Origin of the sequence: Micromonospora craniellae (assembly GCF_014764405.1) — a bacterium.
In the GTDB taxonomy this organism is placed as follows: Bacteria; Actinomycetota; Actinomycetes; order Mycobacteriales; family Micromonosporaceae; genus Micromonospora; species Micromonospora craniellae.
On the sequence record NZ_CP061725.1, the window covers coordinates 6,544,850 to 6,567,294 of the forward strand.

Here is a 22,445-nt window from a genome sequence, read left to right on the forward strand (position 1 = left end):
CGAGGCGCCGCCACCGGTGACGGGACGGACGTGTTTGCCGAACTGCCCGACACGACGGCCGTTCCCGGTGGAGTCTGCCAGGGAGGAGACGGCAGGGAGGCGGGATGCGGCAGCGGAGACGGGCGGGTCTGCTGCTGCTTACGGCCGTGTCCCCGACAATCGAGGCCACCTTCCTGGTCGCCATGGGCTTCGTCGCCGCCACCGGGCTGTCGCCACAGACCTCGGCCGTCTGGCCGTACGACACCTACCACGACCTACGCTGGCTGTACGTCTACCACGAGTCCTGGCCGAAGTTCCTGCTCTGGTTCGGCGCCGTGGTGGTGGCAAGGGGCATATACCACACCGCGCTGATCATGCTGGCCTGGCCGGACGAGGTGCCCCGACCGCCGGTACGGTGGTTGCTGCGGCGCAGTCTCGGCCTGGCCCTGCTGGTGGCGGTGATCGTGGCGCCGTGGGCGTTGATCTCGGTGGCCGCGTCGGTGGTGGCGCTGTCCTGGGTGCTGCTGGCCTCGCTGCTGCCGATGTTCCTGCTGGCGCCGTTCCTGCAACGGGCCGCTGTGGTCGGCCCCTGGTGGCGCGGGCTGCCGTCGCCGTCCCTGGTCGGCTGGTCGCTGCTGAACTTCGTGGTGTTGACCGTTGCCGGCGCAATCTGCTGGAGCGTGCCGGGCTGGTGGACCGTGCCGGTGGCCACCGCAGCGGGGGTGGCGAACGGGCTGCTGTGGGACCGTACGGTCCGCGCTGCGTTGTGCCCGTCCCGCGGCCGGTTGGCGTGGCTGCCGGCGACCCCGATCGCGGCGGTGCTCGCCCTCGCTGTGCCGCTGCTCATCCCGCCGTTGGTGCAGGCGGTGCCGGGCGAGAACCTCCGTGCCGAGGCGGTGGTGCTCGACCATCCGCTGCCGCCGGAGGTGGCGCAGGCGGTCATCGTCCTCGCCGGCTACGGCTCCAGGTACGGCGGCGAGGCACCGGCCGACGACCGGGTCGAGCGGTTCTCCTACCGGGGGCTGGCCCCCGATGGCACACCCCTGCCCTACGAACCGCGCGACACCACGAACTCCGTGGCACACAGTGTGCGGCTGCTCGACGAGCAGGTGCAGCGGCTGCACGGGCGGACCGGCCGGCCGATCGCGCTGATCGGCGAGAGTGAGGGGGCCATGGTCGCCCGTACCTACCTCCGGGACGGGGCCCATCCGGCGGTCGACTCGCTGGCGATGTTCAGCCCGCTGATCAACGCGGGACGCGCCTACTACCCGCCGCCGCACCACGACCGGGGCTGGGGCGTGGTCACCGGTTGGCAGTTGCGGATCATGTTCGGCCTGCTGCACAGGGGAGGCGGGCCGGGTAGCAGCCCGGACGAGCCGTTCATCCGCTCCCTGGTCGACGACGCGCCATTCTACCGAAACCAGCTCATGTGCCCGGTGCCTGGCGTGCGGATGGTCGCCTTCATACCCACCACCACCGCCGCCGAGGCGCCGCCCGGCGACTACACCGACATCCCGGTGTTCCAGATGCCCGGGGTCCACGGCGGCCTGCTGAACCGCGCGCTGGTCGAGGACCGGCTGGTCGCCTTCCTCTCCGGCGAACCGATCCGGCAGGAGCGCGACGAGTATCCGCTGTTGCAGCGGCTCGGTTCTGCCTGGCAGGCGCCGCCGTTGGCCATCGAGGCCAACCCGGCCTGGGCGGCGTTCCGGCAGCCGGACCCCGCGTTCACCGGGCAGGTCTGCCGGCCGGCCCGTTGACCCGGTCGCGCGTGGCTCAGTGGGCCGGACCGGCGCGATGCAGGAGCACCAGCCGGACGGCGGCCAGCGCGGGCCCGAGCACCAGGACCGTCTGCACCGGGTGGTAGGTGAACAGGAGCAGGTGCAGCACGACGAAGACCGCCACGGCGGCCAGCGCCAGCCACGCCGACCAACGGCGGCCGAGGGGTACGAGCGCCCCGGCCAGTGCCGTGCCCACCCCGGCGACCAGCCGCAGCCAGACCCAGGCGGTGACGTCGTGCTGGTGGACCGCGCCGCTGCCGATCGAGACGTACGGGTCGCTGGTCAGGTCGGCCCCGGCCGCCACCGCGTCGAAGATCCCGGCCACGCCGAGCAGTACCCCCGCCAGTAGCAGCGCCCGCGCACGTACGTCGTTCCTCGTCACCGCTCCCCCGTCGTCCGTCGGTCCGGCAGCGTCCGTGGTGCGCTCAGCGGGTGATCTCCAGATGGCGGTCGAGCATCGCGTTCATCTGTGCCGGCACCTCCAGTTGCACGAAGTGCCCGGAGCCGGTGGTCTGTCCGATGTGCGCCTCGGAGACGAGTCGGGTGAGGTGGGCGTAGTCGGCGAACGGCGCGTCGGTGCCGATCATCAGCAGCGGCCGGGCCCAGGTACGTGTGGTCGCGCATCCCTGCCGTGATCCGTCCGTCCACCGTCGTACCTCCCCACGGCCCGGCGTGCTCGTACTTCCACTGAAGCACGGTCCCGCACGGACAGAGGATCATATTGCATATATCCTATTTAATGGCGTTACCGACGCGGCGGGTCCTTCGAGCGTCTCCTCGCCGGCCACGACCATTTCGTCTCCATGCTGTTCCGGGGAGTGCTCTCGGTCGAGGGCGACCTCACGCTGCTCAACCACGCGCCCGCGCCGACGCGCTCCACCATGCGACTGACGGTCGCCGCCGACTTCGCCGAGGTGCCCGAGGTCCGCAGCGGCCTCCAGGCGCTGCCCTTCATCCCGGCACGGGCAGCCCGGACCCTGCGGATCCTGGCGCTCACCCAGGGCGCGCGGGACGACCCGTTCCGGGGCGAACAGCCGGGCAAGATCGTCCAGGAGTGCCGGTACGGCGACTCGGCCGCCTTCACGCCCTCTTCGTCATCCTGCTCGACGAGTACGAGCGGTGGACCGGCGACGCCCGACCTGGTCCGTGGGTACGCGTACGAGGTGCGGACGGCCATCGCCTGGCTCGACGGACCCGCCGACCCGCAGCGCACCTGTGTGGAGGCCGGCATGCCGGAGCAGATGGGCCAGATGTAAGGAAGGGGCCCTTCCTATACACGAGGCGTTAGCAGGGGACCCTTCCTTACACGTCAGGCGTCGGTGCGGGCGGGCGTCGGCGGGGCGCGGTCGGCCCAGCTACGGGCGATGGCGGCACAGACGACCAGTTGGATCTGGTGGTAGATCATCAGGGGCAGCACCAGCAGACCGAGCGCCTCGGGCTGTACCAGGACGGCGGCCATCGGCAGGCCGGTGGCCAGGCTCTTCTTGGCCCCACAGAACAGGATCGTCACCCGGTCGGCCCGGTCGAAGCGCAGCAGCCGGCCACCGGCGTGCAGCAGCCCGAGCACCAGCGCGAGCAGCCCGGCGACGACGGCGATCAGGACGATCAGCCGCCCCGGCGAGACCTCGTCCCAGACCCCGGCCACCACGCCGGCGCTGAAGGCCGAGTAGACCACCAGCAGGATCGCGCCCCGGTCGACCCGGCCGGTCAGTGACCGGTGCCGCTCGATCCAGCCGGCGGTCCACCGGCGGGACAGTTGCCCCGCGACGAACGGCACCAGCAGTTGCAACACGACCGTGCCGATCGAGCCGGCGCTGACCCGCACCTCGCCGGAGCCCTGGAGCAGCAGGGTCACCAGCAGCGGGGTGAGCGCGATGCCGGCGATGTTGGAGAAGGAGGCGGTGAAGACCGCCGCCGGCACGTTGCCCCGGGCGATGGCAGTGAACGCGATCGAGGTCTGCACCGTGGATGGCACGGCGCAGAGGAAGAGCAGCCCCTGGTACAGCTCGGGGGTCAGCACCGCCGGTCGCAGCGGCGCGGCGGCGAGCCCGAGCAGCGGGAAGACCACGAACGTGGCGAGCAGCACCACCGCGTGCAGCCGCCAGTGCCGGGCGCCGGCGAGCGCGGCCCTCGGGGCGATCTTGGCCCCGTGCAGGAAGAAGAGCAGCGCCACCGCGAGCTGGGCCGCCACCCGTCCCACCTCGGCGGCCGTGCCGCGCAGCGGGATCAGCGCGGCCAGCGCCACGGTGCCGAACAGCGCCGCGATGAACGGGTCGATCGGCAGCCGGCGAGGCCAGCGCATCGCCTCTCCCCTCCGGTCGGTCCTGCCGCCCGCCGCCCGGGGGCGGCCGCCCGACCATTGTCGGCCCGGATGGATCAGTGGGAAAGGCGATCATCATGCTTACTGTCATCACATACCGTGATAGCTTTGCCGGATGTATGACCCGGTCCAACTGCGCAGCTTCCTGGCGGTGGCCCAGGCCCTGAGCTTCACTCGGGCCGCGGCCCGGCTGGGCGTGCGCCAGTCCACGGTGAGTCAGCACGTCCGGCGGTTGGAGGCCGAGACCGGGCGACCGCTGTTCGTGCGGGACACGCACAGCGTCAGCCTCACCGTCGACGGCGAGGCGATGGTGACCTTCGCCCGGGACATCCTGGACGCGGGCGACCGGGCCCGGCGTCACTTCGCCGCCGGGCCGGTACGCGGCCGGCTGCGGCTCGGCGTCTCCGACGACCTGATCTCCACCTATCTGCCCCGGGTGTTGCACGACTTCCGGCACCGACATCCGCTGGTGCACCTGGAGTTGACCGTCGACCTGAGCGGCACCCTGCACCACCGGCTCGACGCGCAGCAGTTGGACGTGCTCTTCGCCAAGCGCCTGGCCGGGCAGGACCGGGGCAGGCTGGTCTGGCGGGACCGGCTGATCTGGCTGGCCGCCCCCGGCCACCGGCTCGGCCCGGACGAACCGGTGCCGCTGGTCGCCTACCCGCCGCCCAGCATCTCCCGGGCTGAGGCCCTGGACGCGCTGGGTGCGGCCGGTCGCGCCTGGCAGCTCGCCTGCACCAGCACCAGCCTGGGCGGGCTGGTGGCGGCGACCCGGGCCGGTCTCGGGGTGATGGCGCACTCCGCCGAGCTGGTCCCACCCGGGCTGGTGCCGGCCCCGACCGGGCACCGGCTGCCGCCGCTGGGCGAGGTGGAGTTCGTCCTGCTGCACCGTGACGGCGCGCCCGCCGACACGGTCGCCGCCCTGGCCGAGGCGATCCTGACCGCCGGGGCCCGCACCGTGTCTCCGTCCTGAGCGCCGACACAGCGGTATCCGGCCCACACGGGGCGTAGGCTCGCGCCGTGGACGACACGGCCCGGCCCGGGGCAGTGGCGGGGCGTGCGCCTGTGGCTGTGCGGCGCCACCCTGGTCGACCTCGACCTGCGCCCAGTTCCACGGCACCACCCGACTCGACGGCAGCCGGTTCGACCACGTCTCGTTCAGCCTGGCCGGGCCGTCTTCCACGGTGACGTGGTGTTCGGCACCGCGCCGCCGGATCACGTGGTCCTGCACGGCGCGGTGGCCTGACACCGCATCCTGGCGGACCCGTCGGGTTCGGGATGCGGTTCAGCGGGCCGGGAAGCGCAGCACCCGGTCGTCGCCGTCGCGGACGTCGCCCCGCCCGTCGGTGTTGGACGTGGTGACCCAGAGCGCGCCGTCCGGGGCCACCTGCACGGTGCGCAGCCGTCCGTACCCGTCGAGCCGGGCGGACGGCTCGCCGAGCCGGTCACCGTCGAGTAGCACGACCCAGAGCCGCTCGCCACGCAGCGCCGCGACGTAGGCGTTGCCGCCGGTGATCGCGATGCCGGACGGCGACGCCTCGCGGGTCGACCAGGTGACCAGCGGATTGGTGTAGCGCCCGCCTGCGGTGTCGCCCTCGCCCTCGACCTCGGGCCAGCCGTAGTTGCGCCCGGCCTCGATCAGGTTGACCTCGTCGACGTCGTTCTGCCCGAACTCGGTGGCGAAGAGTCGGCCCTCCGGATCCCAGGCCAGGCCCTGCACGTTGCGGTGCCCGAGGCTGTAGACCGGGGAACCGGCGGTGGGGTTGCCGGGCGCCGGCTCGCCGTCCGCGGTGAGCCGGAGGATCTTACCGGCCGGGCTGGCCGGGTCCTGGGAGCTGCTGGTGTCCCCGGCGTCGCCGGTGCCGACGTACAACATGCCGTCGGGACCGAAGGCGATGCGCCCGCCGTTGTGGAAGCTCGCCTTGGGGATGCCGGAGAAGACCACGTCCGGCTGGCCGCCGTCGAGCCGGAACCGCACGATGCGGTTGTCGTCGGCGGCGGTGAAGTAGGCGTAGACCAGGTCGTCGTCGGCGAAGTCCGGCGACACGGCGAGCCCGAGCAGGCCGCCCTCACCGCCGGCGGTCACGCCGGGCACCTCGGTGACCTGTTCGGGCGTGCCGCCGCCCGGGGAGAGTCGCAGGATCCGACCGGTGTTCCGCTCGGCGACAAGCGCGTCGCCGCCGGGCAGGAACGCCAGACCCCACGGCACGTCGATGCCCCGGGCCAGTTCCTCCCCCGCGTCGAGGTCGGGCGCCGCCGACGGGGAACTGCTCGCCGTGCTGGAGGCCACCGGCCCCGGGTCCGGACCGGGTCCGGTGGCGTCGGTGTCTCCGTTGCCGCACCCGGCGGTCCCGGCCACCAGCAGCACGGCCAGGGCCGATCCGGCCCACACGTGGTATCGCATTCGTCTCCTTCGGCGGTCTCCTGATGCGTCCCGGTACTTCGAGCAGCGAACCATGTGGCGACAAGATTGAGGAGGAGACCCCTGGCGGGTCCCGGCAGCGACCGGCGCTCCCCCGGCTCAGGACGCCAGGGTGGAGATCAGGTAGTCGTCGAGCTCGACCTGCTCGCTCACCGCGTTGACGATCAGGTCGAAGCCGTACCGCAGCCGGGTGAAGGGCGCCGGGTCGTTCGTGGCGTGGTGGTGCATGGCACCGAGCCGCACTCCGTCGGCCTGCTTGTTCAGCGTCTGGGACAGCACGGTCACCTCCGCGCCCATGGCGGCGGCGAGCTGCACCGCCATGTGACGAAGATGGTAGGTCTGCACCAGGTAGCCACCGGACCAGAGCAGCCGGATGATGTCCAGCGCCTCGCGCAGCCGCTCGTGCCGCCCGCGTACGCTGGGGAACCCCTGGCCGACGACGTGCTCGTTGAGGCGCTCACCGGCGCCGACACCGAGCGTGAACCGGTTGTCGGAGATGATCGCGAGCGTGGCGGCGGCCTGCGCGATGATCGCCGGGTGGTAGCGCACCGTCGGGCAGGTCACCCCGGTCGCCAGACCGATCCGGTCGGTACGGGCGGCGACGGCGCCGAGCACCGTCCAGGTGAACGAGGAATGGCCCTGGTTGTCCACCGCCGCTGACCGCAGTCCACGCCGCAGCGCGGACGTCGTCGGTCGGCGGCCGGGGCGGTGCGTCTCACGTCCGGCGGCGAGGAGTTCCTGGTGCGCAAGCTTGTCTCGGCCCTCCTCACGGTGGTGCTCCTGCTGATCGCCGCGGCCTGCGCCGGCAGGTCACCGGGCGACCCGGTCGGCGCGGTCGACGAGGACCCGTACAGCGAGTCCGCGCTGCGGTACGGGATGGCGCCCATGCCGCACCCCGATCTGACGTACCAGCCCGACGTCGTCCTCGTCGGCGGCGGTGGCCGCTCGGTCCGGTCGGTCACCGCCGACGGGCTCACCTGGCGGATCGACGGCAGGGCACCCCGCGCCGACGACCTGGCCCCCGGCAAGGTCATGTTCGTCACCGGCCGGGGCGTCGGCCGGGTGCTCGACCTCCAGCGGGAGGGTGGCGACCTGCTGGTCACGATCGGGCCGGTCACCATCACCGACGTGATCCGCGACGGCACCCTCGCCAAGCAGGGCATCGCGATCGAGGACCCGGTCGCCTACCAGGCCGGGGAGCCGATCTGGGCGCTCGACGAGGAGGAGGCCGACGCCAGGCTGGCCACCCCGTCGGGCCGGGCCGGGCGCAGCGCGCCGCTGCGACTCGCCCCGCCGCCGCCCCGGCCCGCGCAGCCGGCACCGACCCGGGGCGGCGGCGAGGTCAAGTCGGTCGTCGCCAACTTCTCCACCGGCGTCAGCCTCAACAGCGGCGCCGAGGTCAGCTTCAACTACGACCGCGACGGCACCAGCTGTCCGGGCGGGCCGCGCTGACCTTCCAGCAGCCGGAGGCGGGCTTCTTCCTGAGCATCAAGGGCGGCTCGGTGGCCCGGGCGGAGCTGTCGATCAGTGGCGGCTTCGGTATCCGGTACTCGTTCGAGGCCGGGATCCGGGACGGGCAGAACATCAAGGCGGTGCCCCCCATCCCGGTGGACTTCAGCATCCCGATGGGCACCGTGCTCGGCGTACCGCTGGCGCTCACCGTCAGCCAGACGGTGAAGGTCACCACGGCGTTCGGTGCGAAGACCGGGACCATCAAGGGCAACGGCGAGTTCTCCCTCGCCGGCAAGCTCGGCTACGGGTACGCGGGCGGCACGTTCGGCCCGCAGGTCAGCAAGAACTTCCAGCGCAAGGAGAGCCTGACCAACTCGCTGCGCGGGGTGCCGGTCGGCGTGATGGGCCTGCTCATCGAGCACCGGGTGCGGTTCGACCTCGGGTTCAGCGCGTTCGTGCTCAAGGCCGGTCTCTTCTTCGAGGTGTCGACGGCGTACGGGACGACCATGGGCTCGGCGCTGGGAGCGCCGCTGGCGGTGTGCCGGGGGGGGTGGGCATCGGCGTACGGGCCTCGTACGGCATCGGCTACACGATCCTGGCGCCGGTGGTGAACGTGATCAACAAATTCCTCAACCTGGTGAACATCAAGCCGATCGACCCGTCCGGCAAGTGGGGACCGCCGCCGTACCGCACCCACAGCGCGGAGGAGATCATTCCGCCCGGTACGAAGCTCTGCGGCACCCCGAAACCGTCCGCCGACTGAGCCCTGCGACACCTGTCGCGCTCGGGCAGGCCCGCGAGCGCCTGCGGGCCGGGTCCGGGTGAACATCGCGCGAGTGTGCACCCTCGTCGATGGGTTGACCCGACTGTAAGACATCTTTACAGTCCTGTTTCGACGCGTGTCGGGAGCTACCCCACGACAACAGAGGGAGTGGAATGTCCAGACTGCGTACTGCGGTGTCCGGAATCCTCGCCGCCACACTCGCCGTCGCCGGCGTCCTGATCGCCGCCCCCGGCGCGCACGCCGCGACCGCGAACTTCGCCAAGGTCCAGGAATGGGGCAGCGGCTACGAGGCCCGCTTCACCGTCCGCAACGACACCGCCACCACCATCACCAGTTGGCGGGTCGACTTCGACCTGCCGGCCGGGTCCACCCTCGGCAGCTACTGGGACGCCCTGCTCGCCAGCAGCGGCAACCGGCACACCTTCACCAACCGCTCCTGGAACGGCACCCTGGCCGCCGGTGCGTCGACCACGTTCGGCTTCATCGTCTCCGGCAGCGGCACGCCGACCAACTGCACCGTCAACGGCGGCCCGTGCGCCGGCGGCAGCGCGGACACCCAGGCGCCCAGCGTGCCCGGCAACGTCAGGGTCACCGGCACCAGCACGTCGAGCGTCTCGTTGGCCTGGAACGCCGCGACCGACAACGTCGGGGTCACCGGCTACGACGTCTACCGTGGCAGCACCCTGGCCACCACCGTCGTCGGCGCCACCTCCGCCACCGTCGGCGGCCTGAGCCCCGCCACCGCGTACACCTTCTCGGTCCGGGCCCGCGACGCCGCCGGCAACCTCTCGGCGTCGAGCGCGACGGTCACCGCGACCACCGCACCCGGTACGGTGACCGGCACCCCCGCCTCGATCAACGGTCAACTGCGGGTCTGCGGCGTGCAGCTCTGCAACCGGTACGGCCGCCCGATCCAGTTGCGCGGCATGAGCACCCACGGCATCCAGTGGTACTCGCAGTGCGTCAACGACGCCTCGCTGGACGCGCTCGCCACCGACTGGAACGCCGACGTGCTGCGCATCTCCATGTACATCCAGGAGGGCGGCTACGAGACCGACCCGCGCGGCTTCACCGACCGGGTGCACGACTACATCGAACGGGCCACCGCGCGCGGCATGTACGCCATCGTCGACTGGCACATGCTCACCCCGGGCGACCCGAACCACAACCTGGCCCGGGCCCGCACCTTCTTCACCGAGATCGCCCAGCGCCACAAGGACAAGACCAACATCCTGTACGAGGTGGCCAACGAGCCGAACGGGGTGAGCTGGGCGTCGATCAAGAGCTACGCGGAGCAGATCATCCCGGTCATCCGGGCCCAGGACCCGGACGGCGTGGTGCTGGTCGGCACCCGCGCCTGGTCGTCGCTGGGACTGTCCGAGGGCTCCTCGGAGACCGAGATCGTCAACAGCCCGGTGAACGCGTCGAACATCATGTACACGTTCCACTTCTACGCCACCACACACGGCACGTCCTACCTGAACGCGTTGTCGCGGGCCGCCGACCGGCTGCCGATCTTCGTCACCGAGTTCGGCACCCAGACCGCCTCCGGTGACGGGGCGAACGACTTCGCCCGCGCCCAGCAGTACCTGGACCTGATGGCGACCAAGAAGATCAGTTGGGTCAACTGGAACTTCTCCGACGACTTCCGCAGTGGTGCCGTCTTCACCACCGGCACCTGCAACGGCAGCTCGTACACCGGGACCGGCGTGCTCAAGCCGGCCGGTGTCTGGATCCGCGACCGGATCCGTACCCCGGACAACTTCCTGACCAGCTGACGACGGCACGAGGCGGGGCGGCCCGACGGGCCGCCCCGCCTCGCGGTCGGTGTCCCCCGGTCAGCCGCCGACGCCGGAACGGGCGGCCGCCGACACGCCGGGGCGGTGAGTTCCGACACGCACCGACTCCACCCATGGTGAGCAGACGATAACCGTCCGCAAAGAGTGGACGCTTGAGGCACCTGACGGAACTCCGCAGTTCCGAGTACGACAAACGTCGGCCCCTCAGGGGTTGAGGTACGCCAACACCGCGAGGACCCGCCGGTGGTAGTCGTCGGAGGGCGGCATGTCGAGCTTGGTGAAGATGTTGTTGATGTGCTTACTGACAGCCTTCTCGGTGATCTGCAGCTTGCTGGCGATGGCGGCGTCGGAGCGGCCCTCGGCCATCTCGCGGCCCTGCTGCTCGTGCTCACCCCGCCGCAGGCCGTCGCGTTCCTGCTGCTGCACCAAGCTCTTCGGCGTCTACCTCGGGATGACCTTCGCGCCCACCACAAGGGGATGCCGCATCCGACCGGTTCCGAGGACAATCTGCGGCCGATCGTGCAGGCGTACTGTGCCGAGATCGGTGTCCGCTACGAGCAGACCAGTCTGGTCGCCTCGTACCGGCAGGCGCTGTGCCACCTGCACGAGGTGGGCGTCCCCGCCCGCGCCACGCATGCCGCCCGGTGACTCCCCGGCCGGTGCGTAGTCGCCGGGAGACCGGGTACGCGGCACCTTCGCCAACGAGTACTGGGACAACAAGGACCCCGGTCTCTATGTCGACGTGGTGTCCGGTGAACCTCTGTTCGCCTCCGTCGACAAGTATGACAGCGGCACCGGCTGGCCGACGTTCAGCAAGCCGGTCGAGTCCGGGAACCTGGTCGAGATCCCGGACAGCAGCCTCGGCGTCACCCGTACCGAGGTCCGGTCTGCGCACGGCGACAGCCACCTCGGCCACGTCTTCGACGACGGTCCGATCGAGACCGGCGGGCTGCGCTACTGCATGAACTCGGCCTCGCTGCGCTTCGTGCCCCGCGACGACCTGGAACGCGAGGGCTACGGGGCGTACCGCGACCTGTTCGCCGCCCGGCGGTGAGCTGACCCGCACGAGGACACACCCCCGTTCGCCCACGAGGGCGGAACAGGAGGCAGAGACGGCCGTCAAGACCGAAGCCCGACCGCAGACCCTGACCGCGCTGGCGGACTCGCCCGTCGGATTGGCCGCGTTCCTGCTCGACCACGACGCGCGCGGCCTGGACCTCGGTCGGGGGTCGCGGTGCACGGATCGGCCTCGGCGTCGGCGCGCAGCCGCGCCACCGCGCGGGCGAGGAGATCGTGCCGGCGGTGATCCCGGCGGACGTGCACGACGATGCGACGCCGGACGACGGGCCGGACCACGGGCCTCGACACCGCGCCCTCGGGCAGTTCGGCGACGGCCAGGCACGGTAGGAGGGTGACGCCGACACCCGCCGACACCAGGCGCAGGGCCGCCCTGTGGTCGTCCAGACGCGCGGCGAACCGGGGCGTGAACCCGGCGGCTCGGCAGGCGCTGGAGATGATCTGTCCGATCGGGCTGTCGTAGATGTCGTGGTCCACCCACGGCTCGGCCCGCAGGTCCCGCAACGCGATCTCGGGGGCGTCGACGAGCGGGTGCCCTGCGGCCAGTACGGCAACGAGTTCCTCGACGGCGAGTTCGTGCCGGTGGTAGCCGTCGAGCCGTACCTCGACGCCACCGGCCGGCTCGGTGCGGATGTCCAGGTCCGGCTGCCGGCGGCCCCGCCCGTCGACCGGTTCGTTGAGACTGATCTCGACGGTGAGGTTCGGTCGGTGCTGCCGAACGGTCCGCACCAGCCCCGGGATCCACCGCTCCGCCGCCGAGGCGAAACAGGCGATCGCCAGGTGTTCGCCCTGGCCGCCACGCAGGTCCGCGACGACCCGTTCCAGGCGGTCGAAGTCGGCGACCAGCGTCTGCGCCTGGTCCGCGAGGTGACGGGCGGCGTCGGTGGCGACGATGCCCCGGCCCTGCTTCTCGAACAGGACCAGCCCGGTCTCCTTGGCCAGCGCGGTCATGTGCTGACTGATCGTCGCCGGGGCGTAATTGAGGTCCCGTGCGGCCTGGTTGATCGATCCGGCTGTCAGGACCGCCCGCAGGACCACCAGGCGTCGAGGGTTCAACATGGGCCAACCGTACGGTGACAGCGAATGATCGGCGATCTTTGTCTGCTTGTCGCCCCGCCCGGGCCCGTCGGAGGATGACCGTCGGGGACCGGCTCCGCCGCCCGCCCGGCGCACGAGAGGACCGCTGATGGACACGACGTTCTGGGACGAGGCGGACCGCCTGCTGATCCGCTACGGGGCGAGCTTCACCCCCCGGATCATCGAGCGCGCCCGTGGCGCGTACGTCTTCGACCGCGAGGGCAGGTCGATCCTCGACTTCACCTCGGGGCAGATGAGCGCCATCCTCGGCCACGCGCACCCGGACATCGTCTCGACCGTCTCGTCCGCGGTCGCGTCGCTGGACCACCTCTACAGCGGCATGCTCAGCCCGCCGCTGCTCGCGCTGGCCGACCGGCTCGCCTCGACACTGCCCACCCCACTGGGCAAGACCCTGCTGCTCACCACGGGCGCCGAGGCGAACGAGGCGGCGATCAAGATGACCAAGCTCTACACCGGCCGGTACGAGATCGTCTCGTTCGACCGGTCCTGGCACGGCATGACCCAGGGGGCAGCCTCCGCGACGTTCTCCGCCGGGCGACGCGGCTACGGTCCCCCGATCCCGGGCAACCTCGCCCTGCCCACTCCGAACGCCTACCGGTCACCGTTCCGTACGACCGACGGCGCGCACGACTGGGAGGCGGAACTCGCGTACGGCTTCGCCCTCGTCGACCAGCAGTCCGCCGGAAGCCTCGCCGCCTGCCTCGTCGAGCCGATCCTCTCCTCGGGCGGCATCATCGACCTGCCGCCCGGATATCTGCGTCGGCTGCGACAGATGTGCGACGAGCGCAGGATGCTGCTCATCCTGGACGAGGCGCAAACCGGTCTCGGCCGCACCGGCACGATGTACGCCTTCGAGCGCGACGGCGTCGCCCCCGACATCCTGACCCTGTCCAAGACCCTCGGCGCCGGGCTGCCGGTGGCCGCCGTGGTGACCAGCGCCGAGATCGAACAGGTCTGCCACGACCGAGGCTTCCTCTTCTACACCACCCACGTCTCCGACCCGCTGGCGGCGGCGGTCGCGCTGACCGTCCTCGACGTCATCGCACGAGAGGAGCTGGTACGGCGCGCGGCGCAGCTCGGCGAGCAGCTCACCGATCGGCTCCTGGCCCTCCGGGACGAGCACGAGGTGGTCGGTGACGTCCGGGGCCGGGGTCTGCTCCAGGGCATCGAGCTGGTGACGGACAAGGCGAGCCGCACACCGGCCGACGCGCTCGGCACCCGGGTCACCTCGGCCTGCCTGGACCGGGGGCTGCACATGAACATCGTCCAACTGCCGGGCATGGGCGGCATCTTCCGGATCGCCCCGCCCCTCACGATCAGCGACGACGACCTGTACGCCGGCCTGGACATCCTCGACGCCTCACTCAAGGCCGTCCGGCACGAGCAATGAAGCCACCCGCCGGCCGGAACGCCGACCACGGCGGCCGGGACCGTCCACACTAGGCTTGCCGCCATGTCAGAGCCAACGCCCGGGCCGCGCAGGGTCGGCCAACTGATCTGGGCCCCCCACGAGGTGACCGCCGGCCTCGGAAGCCAGGTGCAACCGCAGGTCAGCCGAGGTCGCCGAGCGCTCCAGACCGGGCTGGCGGCTTTCGTCCTGACGTGGCCGCCGACGTTCGTCATCCTCACCGCGGCCACCTTCGCCGCACCGTCGCTGACCGACGACGCCGGCGTCGGCCGGGTCGCCCTCTGGGCGTTGCTGATCGCCGTGCTGTTCGCGATCACGGCAGCGGTGAGCACCCTGTGGTCGAGGCCCGATCGGGACGGGGAGGAGCCCACGAGTCTCGTCGTCACGCTGCGCGTCGTACGTGGCGCGCTGCTGACCGGCGTGGGTGCGGGTGCGGTGCTGGCATGGCAGGGACTGTCGGTGCGACAGGCCGCCACGCTGGCGCTGATACTGGCGCTCGTACTACGCGTCCTGCCGGTGGTCGTGGCGCGGACGCTGCGGCGACGGCACGACCGCCCTGCGGAGAGCCCCGCCGTCCCATCGCCGTAACCGCCCCGGCGAGCCCACGGCAACTGGCCCACCCAACTCCCGGGTGGCCCCACCTCCGCGTGCGCGGAGAGCAGCGCTGCTCGCGCTGCGCCAGGTGGAGTTGATCTGGATCACCCCCGCGTGCGCGGGGAGCAGGTTCTTGCCCAGGACGTGGTCGTACTCGCCTTCGGATCATCCCCGCGTGCGCGGAGAGCAGACGCCGGGGGCACCGTCCACAGCGTGCGTCACGGGATCATCCCCGCGTGCGCGGGGAGCAGAGATGCCGGTAGTCACGGGAACCGTCGACCGTCGGATCATCCCCGCGTGCGCGGGGAGCAGAGATGCCGGTAGTCACGGGAACCGTCGACCGTCGGATCATCCCCGCGTGCGCGGGGAGCAGTCCCGGTACGCGGTCTGCGCGTTGTGGTCAGGGGGATCATCCCCGCGTGCGCGGGGAGCAGTCCCGGTACGCGGTCTGCGCGTTGTGGTCAGGGGGATCATCCCCGCGTGCGCGGGGAGCAGGTCCGCGTCCGCATGGCCGCCAACCACTGGAAGGGATCATCCCCGCGTGCGCGGGGAGCAGGGCTTGGCCTTGGCTCCACCAGCCTGCGACCACGGATCATCCCCGCGTGCGCGGGGAGCAGGGCGTCGGCCCACATCGCGTCGAGGCGCTGTAGGGATCATCCCCGCGTGCGCGGGGAGCAGTTCGGCGTTCCCCAAAGGCGCAAGCGGGTGGTGGGATCATCCCCGCGTGCGCGGGGAGCAGTTCGGCGTTCCCCAAAGGCGCAAGCGGGTGGTGGGATCATCCCCGCGTGCGCGGGGAGCAGAGACGACCATCCTCGACACCATCTCCCCCGAGAGGATCATCCCCGCGTGCGCGGGGAGCAGTGCCGCAGCGCCTACATCGCCGACGACGTCCGAGGATCATCCCCGCGTGCGCGGGGAGCAGGACCATCGTGTTCATCGCCCTCAAGCTGACCGGGGATCATCCCCGCGTGCGCGGGGAGCAGCCAGGGACCGGACCCTACCCTTGGGGGTACGGAGGATCATCCCCGCGTGCGCGGGGAGCAGATTCCCTTTGAACCGTCGGGACGCTTCTTTCCCGGATCATCCCCGCGTGCGCGGGGAGCAGCCATCTCCTGCCACTGCGCCAGTCCTCCGCAAGGGATCATCCCCGCGTGCGCGGGGAGCAGGAGCGCGACGTCCCTTGTCATCGAAGTGCACAGGGATCATCCCCGCGTGCGCGGGGAGCAGGTGCTGATCGGCCGGTTTTCGGCGATGCCCGACGGATCATCCCCGCGTGCGCGGGGAGCAGGCCATGGGTGTCCGAACATGTACGGCTGAACGAGGATCATCCCCGCGTGCGCGGGGAGCAGACTTCCAGCACAGACGTACCCGGAACGGTGGTGGGATCATCCCCGCGTGCGCGGGGAGCAGCCCACGAACGCCATCCGGGCGCAGTGCTGCCAGGGGATCATCCCCGCGTGCGCGGGGAGCAGAACGCACCTCCGAAGCCGTCGGCACCGCGCTCGGGATCATCCCCGCGTGCGCGGGGAGCAGCGGTCGTACAGGCTGTTGGCCCAGCCGGTGCGGGGATCATCCCCGCGTGCGCGGGGAGCAGTTAGTCCCTGAGCTTGACACCTAACGCCTAGCGGGATCATCCCCGCGTGCGCGGGGAGCAGGTCTACTACGCGCGCAAGGCGCAACGCAGGCAGGGATCATCCCCGCGTGCGCGGGGAGCAGGGCGGAGACCTCGCCGACCTCGGGCCACGTTCTGGATCATCCCCGCGTGCGCGGGGAGCAGCTGTAGTGGAACCGGAACGGCTTGCTGTTGCTGGGATCATCCCCGCGTGCGCGGGGAGCAGTCCTTCTCCTGGCACACGAAGACGACCGTCGGGGGATCATCCCCGCGTGCGCGGGGAGCAGCCGGAAGGCACGAATGATGCACGGACTGTGAAGGGATCATCCCCGCGTGCGCGGGGAGCAGTCAGAGCGGGTTGCGGGCCAGCTCCCGCTGGAGGGATCATCCCCGCGTGCGCGGGGAGCAGCAGACGGGCCGCGCCCACTGAATCCACGTGTCGGGATCATCCCCGCGTGCGCGGGGAGCAGCCCGCCACCTTGTGGGGCAGGCTGCGGTGGGTGGGATCATCCCCGCGTGCGCGGGGAGCAGGTGATCCTGCGGAACCGGGGCGCCGGTCGCAGCGGATCATCCCCGCGTGCGCGGGGAGCAGACTCGGGGTCGTCCAGCCAGCTCGGCGCGACGCGGATCATCCCCGCGTGCGCGGGGAGCAGGAGTCGCACGGCAACGATGGGGTCGCCAGGATGGGATCATCCCCGCGTGCGCGGGGAGCAGTAAAAATGCTCCACTGGTCGTCACGAGGTCGCCGGATCATCCCCGCGTGCGCGGGGAGCAGACTTCCTGACCTGCGGCGCTAAAGATCAACCTTGCCGTTTCTCTTCACTTCGACTCTCAAGATCATGCCCTTCGGTTTCGGACGGACAGGCCGGATGAGCATCTCGCAGGCCGCCGTCAGCCTAACGCGCCTCGACGGCCGAACACGTCTCGCCATGCCCGCGCAGCCCGGATCCCACCGGGGTGACCGAAAGCCGCTGGCGGGTGGAAACACTTGCAACGTACAACCGGATGGTTGTATGGTCGTCTGGTGACGGAGACGAATGAGGACCGGGCAGACACCCTGTTCCACGCACTCGCCGACCGCACCCGACGCGACATCCTCCGCCGCGTGCTGGCCGGAGAACACTCCATCTCGACACTCGCCATCAAGTACGACATGAGCTTCGCCGCCGTACAGAAACACGTCGCCGTGCTGGAAAGAGCCGGGCTGCTGACCAAACGACGCAACGGCCGCGAACAACTGGCCAGCGGCGACATGCAGGCAGTGCGATCAGCGACAGCCATGCTCACCGAACTCGAACACATCTGGCGCGGCCGCATCACCCGCATCGACGCGCTCATCACATCCGATCCCGACCAGGAGAACCGCCGATTTACCCGGCCACCGTGGTCGACCACGACCTCACCCCCGGCGGCCGGGTCACCTACTACATGACCAGCCCCGAGGGCGAGCGCTACGCCGGATACTGGCTCATCACCGCCGTGGACGCGCCGCGAGGGCTCTCCTTCGACGACGACTTCGCCCACGACGACCTCACCCCCAACCCCCAGATGCCGGTCTCCAAGGACGTGTACACCTTCACCGCGCACGACGGCGGGACCCGGGTGACATACGCGAGCACCTACCCGTCCGCCGAGGCGCTCCAGCAGGTGCTGGACATGGGCATGGTGGAGGGCGCCACCGGGGCGATCAACCAGATCGACGGGTTCGTCGCCGCCTGACCGGTGCGGGGCCGGGGCGACACCGGCGCGGAGGGCCGGCGCTGGCACGGCCGATGTTAGGAAGGGGCCCTTTCTATACCGTAGGCGTTAGCAGGGGACCCTTCCTTACACCGATCCTTACACCGAAGCGCGTGGTTCACTACTTCGCTGGGACGAGCACGAGGGGGTGGCAGGTGCGGGTACTCATCCTCGGTGGCACCGCCGAGGCACGTGGTCTCGCCGCCCGGCTCGTCGACCGACCGGGGCTGTCGGTGATCTCCTCGCTGGCCGGGCGGGTCGCCGATCCTCGCCTGCCGGTCGGGGAGGTACGCATCGGCGGGTTCGGCGGCGCCGACGGTCTGGCCCGGTGGCTCGGCACGCACCGCATCGACGTGCTGATCGACGCCACTCACCCGTACGCGGCCCGGATCCGGACCTCCGCCGTCACCGCCGCGGCCCAGGTCGGCGTACCCCACCTGCGACTGGAACGTCCGGGCTGGACGGCCCGGCCGGGCGACCGCTGGCACCGCGTGCCGGACGTGGCCGCTGCGGCCCGGGAACTCCCGGCGGTGGGGCGGCGGGTCCTGCTCACCACCGGACGGCAGAGCCTCGCGGCGTTCCTTCCGTCGACCGGGCTGTGGATCCTCGCCCGGGTCGTGGACGCCCCGGACGAGCCGCTGCCGGAGCACATCCGACTACTGCGCAGCCGGGGACCCTACACGCTGGCCGGTGAACTGGAGCTGATCCGGACCCACCGCATCGACGTGGTGGTGACCAAGGACAGCGGCGGCCGGCTCACCGAGGCGAAACTCGATGCGGCCCGGCAGCTCGGACTTCCGGTCCTGATGGTCGACCGGCCCGCACCCGCCGTCCGCCCCACGATGGTGTCCACCGTGGACGGGGCCGTGCGCTGGCTGTTGGCGCTGCCGGTTCAGCCGGGATAGGTACGCGGGGTCCAGACCACCACCGAGTCGTCGCCCCGCGTACTGACCTGGGTGGTCGACGAGCCCACGATGAGCAGGCACCGCATGTCCACCGTGTCCGGGTCGAGATCCCCAAGCGTGAGCACGGCGACGGACTCGGTGGCCCGGCCCACGTCCCGGGCGAGGACCACGGGCGTCTTCGGGTCGCGGTGACGCAACAGCGTGTCCCGGGCCGCGCCGACCTGCCAGCGGCGGCTGGCCGAGGCCGGGTTGTAGAGCGCCAGGACCAGGTCGGCGGCAGCGGCGGCCGCCAGCCGTGCCTCGATGACCGGCCACGGCTTGAGACGGTCCGACAACGACAGGACCGCGAAGTCGTGCCCGAGCGGGGCACCCACACGGCTCGCCGCCGCCTGCGCCGCAGTCAGGCCCGGCAGCACCCGCACCGGCACCCCGGCGAACCGGGCCTGCCCGGTCGCCACCTCATAGACCGCGCTGGCCATCGCGAACACCCCGGGGTCGCCGGAGGACACCACCACCACGCGGGCCCCGTCGAGCGCGAGCTCCAGCGCATGGGCGGCGCGTTCGGTCTCCACCTGGTTGCCCGAGGTGTGCCGCTGCTGGCCGGGACGCACCGGCACCCGGTCCACGTACGGGCCGTACCCCACCAGGTGCTCGGCCTCGCGCAGCGCCCGTGCCACCTCTGGGGTGAGCCAGCGGGGTCCGGCCGGGCCGAGCCCGACCACGACCACTTCCCCCGCTGACGCCGGTCCCGGTGCGGGCAGGTCGTCCCGGCTGGCGGCGCTGGTCGGGCTGGGCAGCAGGGCCAGGGAGAAGTACGGCACCTCGTCGGCGGACACGTCGGCCAGCGGCGCGTGCCGTCCGCATCGCGAGGTGGCCCGCTCGACGTACCATGTCTCGGGCAGTCGGCCCGCGTCGTCGAGTGCGGCGCGGACGTTGTCGAAGGTCCGGCCCAGCTTGAGCACGGCGGCGGCGTCGGTGTCGGCGAGCCGCCGGGCGAGTTCCTCGGCGGGGAGCGTGCCGGGCAGGACGGTCAGCACCTCGTCGCGTTCGACGAGCGGCCGGCCGAGCACGGCGGAGGCGGCGCTGACCGAGGTCACCCCGGGCACCACCTCTGCCGGGAACCGGTGCGCGAGGCGTTCGTGCAGGTACATGTAGGAGCCGTAGAACATCGGGTCGCCGGCACAGAGCACCACCACGTCGCGTCCGGCGGCCAGGTGGACGGCCAGCCGCTCGGCGCTGTCGTCGTAGAACCGACGGATCACCCCCTCGTAGCCGGCCGGGTCGTCGGTGCCCTCGGTGGTGACCGGGTACACCAGGGCCTCGTGCACGTGGTGCTCCTGCAACAGCCCGGCCGCGATGGCCCGGGCGATGCTGCGACCGTGCCGGGCCGAGTAGTACGCGACCACGTCGGTCTCGGCGATCAGCCGGGCCGCCTTGACCGTCAGGAGTTCCGGGTCGCCGGGTCCGACACCGACCCCGTAGAGCGTGCCGGGCTGCACCATGGTCACTCCACCTCGCTCGCGATGCCGTTCACCGCCGCTGCGGTGACGGCACTGCCACCCCGACGACCGTGCACGACCAGGTACGGAATCCGGGCCGGATGCGCGGCCAACGCCTGCTTGGACTCGGCCGCGCCGATGAACCCGACCGGTACACCCACCACCGCCGCCGGCCGACCCGCGCCCTCGTCGATCAACTCCAGCAGCCGGAACAGGGAGGTCGGGGCGTTGCCGATGGCGACCACCGCCCCGTCGAGGCGGTCCCGCCACAACTGCATGGCGGCGGCGCTGCGGGTGGTGCCCATCTGCCGGGCCAGCTCCGGCACCGCCGGATCACGCAGGGTGCACATCACCTCGTTGTCGGCGGGTAGTCGGCTACGGGTGATCCCGGCGGCGACCATCGCCGCGTCGCAGAGCACCGGTGCACCCTCGGCCAGTGCGGCGTACCCGGCGGCGACCACCTCCGGGTGCGCGTCCACGTCGTCGACCAGGTCGACCATGCCGCAGGCGTGGATCATCCGCACCACCACCCGGGAGACGTCGGCGGGGAAGCGGGACAGGTCGGTCTCGGCGCGGATGGTGGCGAACGAGCGGCGGTAGATCTCGGCGCCCTCGCGGACGTAGTCGTAACTCATCGTGGTCTCCGTGCCTGTGCCACCCGCTCGGACAGCGGGCCCTGGTGATCCCCTCGGGGGCCGGCGACACGGTAACCGGCGCCGGTGGCCACCGCCAGGGCGGCCGGGCCGAAGGGGCGCCCACAGCACCGGTCGCAGCCGGCCCAGTGCAGGGGAAACGCGTCGGCGGCGGGTGGCGCTGCGGCGGCCAGGGCGGCCGTGGCGTCGGCGCGCACGTCGGCCAGCGCGCTGCCGCAGCCGGGTCGGCCGGCGCAGGCGGTCACCCCGACCCAGGGCGAGGCCGGGTCGACGACCAGCCCGGCCCCGGTCAGCGCCGGAACCGCCGCCTCGGGTGCGGCGACCACGACGACGGTACGCCACGGGGTCACCACCGCCGGCCCGTCGGTCAGGGCCGCGACCGCCTCGGCCTGTGCGGCGGTGAGCCGACCCAGCGGCGCGGCGGCGACCACGAACCCGGCCGGGTGTGGACCGACCGGTGGCGGACCGCTACGGGGCGGGTCGACCGGCTCGGCGTACGGCCCGCCCAGCGCGGCGACGATGGCGTCCGACGCCTCCGGCAGGTCGGCCACCCGCCACACGTCCCGCCGTCCGGCGCGCTGGCGCAGGAACGCCCGGGCGGCGGCGACGATCGTCCCGGGCGCCTCGTCGGCGGTGGCCCGCAGCCCGACGTCCCGGCCCGCCAGCAGCAGCGCACCACTGTCGGCCAGCCAGCACAGGTCGGCGCCGAGGGCGGCGACGTCGCCCCGGCCGTCGTCGACCGCGATCAGGAAACGCCCGCTGAGGTCGGCGAGGTCGGGACAGGCGCAGAGCGCGTCGTCGACGCGGGTCACCACCGGCCGTACGTCGCTCCGGCCGCTGTGGTCCAGGCCACTCAGCGGCGAGGCGACGATGTTGCGGACCGTCTCGTGGCTGGCGCTGGGCAGCAGCCCCGACTCGACCAGGACGGCGGCGATCCGGTCCACCGCCTGCTGGTCGGGGATGCCACGGAGCTGCACGTTCCCCCGTGAGGTCAGCTCCAGCGTGCCGTCGGCGTCGCGCCTGGCGGTGGCGGCCAGCCGGCGTAGCTGTGCCGTGCTCAGCCGACCGCCGGGAAGGCGTACGCGCACCAGCAGTCCGTCGGCGGCCTGGTGGGCGCGAAGCGCCCCGGGACACCGGTCGGCGCCGGAGCGGCCGGACGGGGAGGAGACAGCGGGCACGTGCTCATCGTAGAGTCGGAGTCTCGGCACGGAACGCGCCGAGATCAGCATCACGCGGTCGGTGCAGAGGAACCCGGTGCGAGTCCGGGGCGGTCCCGCCACTGTCACCGTCCGGCCCCGCGCCGGTCCGGGAGCCAGACACTCCGG

The 22,445-nt window shown here is 71.8% G+C and carries 22 protein-coding genes, 3 pseudogenes, 1 CRISPR repeat array and 1 riboswitch; of the genes and pseudogenes, 15 read left to right on the plus strand and 10 right to left on the minus strand.

Annotated features, from left to right (window positions below):
• The first annotated feature begins 104 nt into the window (after positions 1–104).
• A complete protein-coding gene (locus ID554_RS29845) occupies positions 105–1,736 on the plus strand; it encodes a hypothetical protein (protein WP_117226951.1) in 1,632 nt (543 codons plus the stop codon).
• A gap of 16 nt (positions 1,737–1,752) precedes the next feature.
• On the opposite strand, the gene ID554_RS29850 is transcribed toward ID554_RS29845, so the two are convergent.
• Positions 1,753–2,139: a DUF7144 family membrane protein gene (locus ID554_RS29850; protein WP_117226950.1), complete on the minus strand. Its 387-nt coding sequence runs from the start codon at positions 2,137–2,139 to the stop codon at positions 1,753–1,755.
• A 43-nt stretch (positions 2,140–2,182) separates the two neighbouring features.
• Positions 2,183–2,344 (minus strand): hypothetical protein, encoded by a 162-nt coding sequence (locus ID554_RS29855; RefSeq protein WP_158573692.1) that lies wholly within the window; start codon positions 2,342–2,344, stop codon positions 2,183–2,185.
• A gap of 216 nt (positions 2,345–2,560) precedes the next feature.
• Here ID554_RS29855 and ID554_RS29860 point away from each other — a divergent pair, with 216 nt between their 5' ends.
• Positions 2,561–3,013 (plus strand): glycogen debranching N-terminal domain-containing protein, encoded by a 453-nt coding sequence (locus ID554_RS29860; RefSeq protein WP_117226949.1) that lies wholly within the window; start codon positions 2,561–2,563, stop codon positions 3,011–3,013.
• Between the two features lie 53 nt (positions 3,014–3,066).
• Here ID554_RS29860 and ID554_RS29865 read toward each other — a convergent pair whose 3' ends face one another.
• A complete protein-coding gene (locus ID554_RS29865) occupies positions 3,067–4,059 on the minus strand; it encodes a bile acid:sodium symporter family protein (RefSeq protein ID WP_117226948.1) in 993 nt (330 codons plus the stop codon).
• A 133-nt stretch (positions 4,060–4,192) separates the two neighbouring features.
• Here ID554_RS29865 and ID554_RS29870 point away from each other — a divergent pair, with 133 nt between their 5' ends.
• Both ID554_RS29870 and ID554_RS29875 read left to right on the plus strand, forming a co-directional pair.
• Positions 4,193–5,053: a LysR family transcriptional regulator gene (locus ID554_RS29870; protein WP_117226947.1), complete on the plus strand. Its 861-nt coding sequence runs from the start codon at positions 4,193–4,195 to the stop codon at positions 5,051–5,053.
• A gap of 84 nt (positions 5,054–5,137) precedes the next feature.
• The gene (locus tag ID554_RS29875) at positions 5,138–5,326 is read left to right on the plus strand and encodes a hypothetical protein (RefSeq protein ID WP_117226946.1); all 189 of its coding nucleotides are present in this window, start codon (positions 5,138–5,140) and stop codon (positions 5,324–5,326) included.
• Between the two features lie 39 nt (positions 5,327–5,365).
• Here ID554_RS29875 and ID554_RS29880 read toward each other — a convergent pair whose 3' ends face one another.
• Positions 5,366–6,484, minus strand: a complete 1,119-nt coding sequence (locus ID554_RS29880; protein ID WP_117226945.1) for a PQQ-dependent sugar dehydrogenase — start codon at positions 6,482–6,484, stop codon at positions 5,366–5,368.
• A gap of 327 nt (positions 6,485–6,811) precedes the next feature.
• Positions 6,812–7,153 (minus strand): annotated as a pseudogene (locus tag ID554_RS29885) (LLM class flavin-dependent oxidoreductase); the annotation flags it as partial.
• Positions 7,154–7,243: 90 nt separating this feature from the next.
• Here ID554_RS29885 and ID554_RS29890 point away from each other — a divergent pair.
• The 4 genes from ID554_RS29890 to ID554_RS29905 all read left to right on the plus strand — a co-directional run bounded on the left by ID554_RS29890 (position 7,244) and on the right by ID554_RS29905 (position 10,516).
• On the plus strand, positions 7,244–7,954 hold the full coding sequence (locus ID554_RS29890) for a hypothetical protein (protein ID WP_158573691.1): 711 nt from the start codon (positions 7,244–7,246) through the stop codon (positions 7,952–7,954).
• A gap of 50 nt (positions 7,955–8,004) precedes the next feature.
• The gene (locus tag ID554_RS29895) at positions 8,005–8,565 is read left to right on the plus strand and encodes a hypothetical protein (RefSeq protein WP_117226944.1); all 561 of its coding nucleotides are present in this window, start codon (positions 8,005–8,007) and stop codon (positions 8,563–8,565) included.
• A 2-nt stretch (positions 8,566–8,567) separates the two neighbouring features.
• Positions 8,568–8,717, plus strand: a complete 150-nt coding sequence (locus ID554_RS29900; protein ID WP_158573690.1) for a hypothetical protein — start codon at positions 8,568–8,570, stop codon at positions 8,715–8,717.
• 173 nt (positions 8,718–8,890) lie between these two features.
• Positions 8,891–10,516, plus strand: a complete 1,626-nt coding sequence (locus tag ID554_RS29905; protein ID WP_117226943.1) for a cellulase family glycosylhydrolase — start codon at positions 8,891–8,893, stop codon at positions 10,514–10,516.
• Between the two features lie 225 nt (positions 10,517–10,741).
• Here the strand turns inward: ID554_RS29905 and ID554_RS29910 are convergent.
• Positions 10,742–10,903 (minus strand): annotated as a pseudogene (locus ID554_RS29910) (LuxR C-terminal-related transcriptional regulator); the annotation flags it as partial.
• Between the two features lie 111 nt (positions 10,904–11,014).
• Here ID554_RS29910 and ID554_RS32850 point away from each other — a divergent pair.
• A complete protein-coding gene (locus ID554_RS32850) occupies positions 11,015–11,185 on the plus strand; it encodes a hypothetical protein (RefSeq protein ID WP_317985205.1) in 171 nt (56 codons plus the stop codon).
• 55 nt (positions 11,186–11,240) lie between these two features.
• Positions 11,241–11,591: pseudogene (msrB, locus tag ID554_RS29920) on the plus strand (peptide-methionine (R)-S-oxide reductase MsrB); the annotation flags it as partial.
• A gap of 65 nt (positions 11,592–11,656) precedes the next feature.
• Here the strand turns inward: msrB and ID554_RS29925 are convergent.
• On the minus strand, positions 11,657–12,673 hold the full coding sequence (locus tag ID554_RS29925) for a LysR family transcriptional regulator (RefSeq protein ID WP_117226942.1): 1,017 nt from the start codon (positions 12,671–12,673) through the stop codon (positions 11,657–11,659).
• A gap of 127 nt (positions 12,674–12,800) precedes the next feature.
• Between ID554_RS29925 and ID554_RS29930 the strand changes: the two genes are divergently transcribed.
• The 5 genes from ID554_RS29930 to ID554_RS29950 all read left to right on the plus strand — a co-directional run bounded on the left by ID554_RS29930 (position 12,801) and on the right by ID554_RS29950 (position 18,968).
• Positions 12,801–14,102 (plus strand): aspartate aminotransferase family protein, encoded by a 1,302-nt coding sequence (locus ID554_RS29930; RefSeq protein ID WP_117226941.1) that lies wholly within the window; start codon positions 12,801–12,803, stop codon positions 14,100–14,102.
• A 63-nt stretch (positions 14,103–14,165) separates the two neighbouring features.
• A complete protein-coding gene (locus tag ID554_RS29935) occupies positions 14,166–14,708 on the plus strand; it encodes a hypothetical protein (RefSeq protein ID WP_147333401.1) in 543 nt (180 codons plus the stop codon).
• Positions 14,709–14,815: 107 nt separating this feature from the next.
• A CRISPR array of direct repeats spans positions 14,816–17,101; the repeat unit is 28 nt; unit sequence GGATCATCCCCGCGTGCGCGGGGAGCAG.
• 249 nt (positions 17,102–17,350) lie between these two features.
• A complete protein-coding gene (locus ID554_RS29940; protein WP_117226939.1) occupies positions 17,351–17,758 on the plus strand; it encodes an ArsR/SmtB family transcription factor in 408 nt (135 codons plus the stop codon).
• On the plus strand, positions 17,710–18,045 hold the full coding sequence (locus ID554_RS29945; RefSeq protein ID WP_199489143.1) for an SRPBCC family protein: 336 nt from the start codon (positions 17,710–17,712) through the stop codon (positions 18,043–18,045). The genes ID554_RS29940 and ID554_RS29945 overlap by 49 nt, the downstream gene beginning before the upstream one ends.
• 173 nt (positions 18,046–18,218) lie before the next feature.
• Positions 18,219–18,968, plus strand: a complete 750-nt coding sequence (locus ID554_RS29950; RefSeq protein WP_199489142.1) for a cobalt-precorrin-6A reductase — start codon at positions 18,219–18,221, stop codon at positions 18,966–18,968.
• Here ID554_RS29950 and ID554_RS29955 read toward each other — a convergent pair.
• From ID554_RS29955 to ID554_RS29965, 3 genes are read right to left on the minus strand one after another with little or no spacing between them, the layout of a single operon-like run.
• Entirely contained in the window at positions 18,956–20,470 is a 1,515-nt protein-coding gene (locus ID554_RS29955) for a precorrin-2 C(20)-methyltransferase (RefSeq protein ID WP_117226936.1), read from the minus strand. The genes ID554_RS29950 and ID554_RS29955 overlap by 13 nt on opposite strands.
• Before the next feature lie 2 nt (positions 20,471–20,472).
• Positions 20,473–21,102 carry a precorrin-8X methylmutase gene (locus ID554_RS29960; protein WP_117226935.1) on the minus strand — a complete coding sequence of 210 codons (630 nt, stop codon included), beginning with the start codon at positions 21,100–21,102 and terminating at the stop codon, positions 20,473–20,475.
• On the minus strand, positions 21,099–22,298 hold the full coding sequence (locus ID554_RS29965) for a precorrin-3B synthase (protein ID WP_199489141.1): 1,200 nt from the start codon (positions 22,296–22,298) through the stop codon (positions 21,099–21,101). The genes ID554_RS29960 and ID554_RS29965 overlap by 4 nt, the downstream gene beginning before the upstream one ends.
• 66 nt (positions 22,299–22,364) lie before the next feature.
• Positions 22,365–22,442, plus strand: a riboswitch (cobalamin riboswitch).
• The last annotated feature ends 3 nt before the right edge of the window (positions 22,443–22,445 follow it).

Bases quoted from the DNA above. Each gene is read 5' to 3' on its own strand.
- ID554_RS29845 (WP_117226951.1), top strand. From the start codon at position 105: ATGCGGCAGCGGAGACGGGCGGGTCTGCTGCTGCTTACGGCCGTGTCC.
- ID554_RS29855 (WP_158573692.1), bottom strand. From the start codon at position 2,344: ATGATCGGCACCGACGCGCCGTTCGCCGACTACGCCCACCTCACCCGA.
- ID554_RS29860 (WP_117226949.1), top strand. From the start codon at position 2,561: ATGCTGTTCCGGGGAGTGCTCTCGGTCGAGGGCGACCTCACGCTGCTC.
- ID554_RS29865 (WP_117226948.1), bottom strand. From the start codon at position 4,059: ATGCGCTGGCCTCGCCGGCTGCCGATCGACCCGTTCATCGCGGCGCTG.
- ID554_RS29870 (WP_117226947.1), top strand. From the start codon at position 4,193: ATGTATGACCCGGTCCAACTGCGCAGCTTCCTGGCGGTGGCCCAGGCC.
- ID554_RS29880 (WP_117226945.1), bottom strand. From the start codon at position 6,484: ATGCGATACCACGTGTGGGCCGGATCGGCCCTGGCCGTGCTGCTGGTG.
- ID554_RS29905 (WP_117226943.1), top strand. From the start codon at position 8,891: ATGTCCAGACTGCGTACTGCGGTGTCCGGAATCCTCGCCGCCACACTC.
- ID554_RS32850 (WP_317985205.1), top strand. From the start codon at position 11,015: ATGCCGCATCCGACCGGTTCCGAGGACAATCTGCGGCCGATCGTGCAG.
- ID554_RS29925 (WP_117226942.1), bottom strand. From the start codon at position 12,673: ATGTTGAACCCTCGACGCCTGGTGGTCCTGCGGGCGGTCCTGACAGCC.
- ID554_RS29930 (WP_117226941.1), top strand. From the start codon at position 12,801: ATGGACACGACGTTCTGGGACGAGGCGGACCGCCTGCTGATCCGCTAC.
- ID554_RS29935 (WP_147333401.1), top strand. From the start codon at position 14,166: ATGTCAGAGCCAACGCCCGGGCCGCGCAGGGTCGGCCAACTGATCTGG.
- ID554_RS29955 (WP_117226936.1), bottom strand. From the start codon at position 20,470: ATGGTGCAGCCCGGCACGCTCTACGGGGTCGGTGTCGGACCCGGCGAC.
- ID554_RS29960 (WP_117226935.1), bottom strand. From the start codon at position 21,102: ATGAGTTACGACTACGTCCGCGAGGGCGCCGAGATCTACCGCCGCTCG.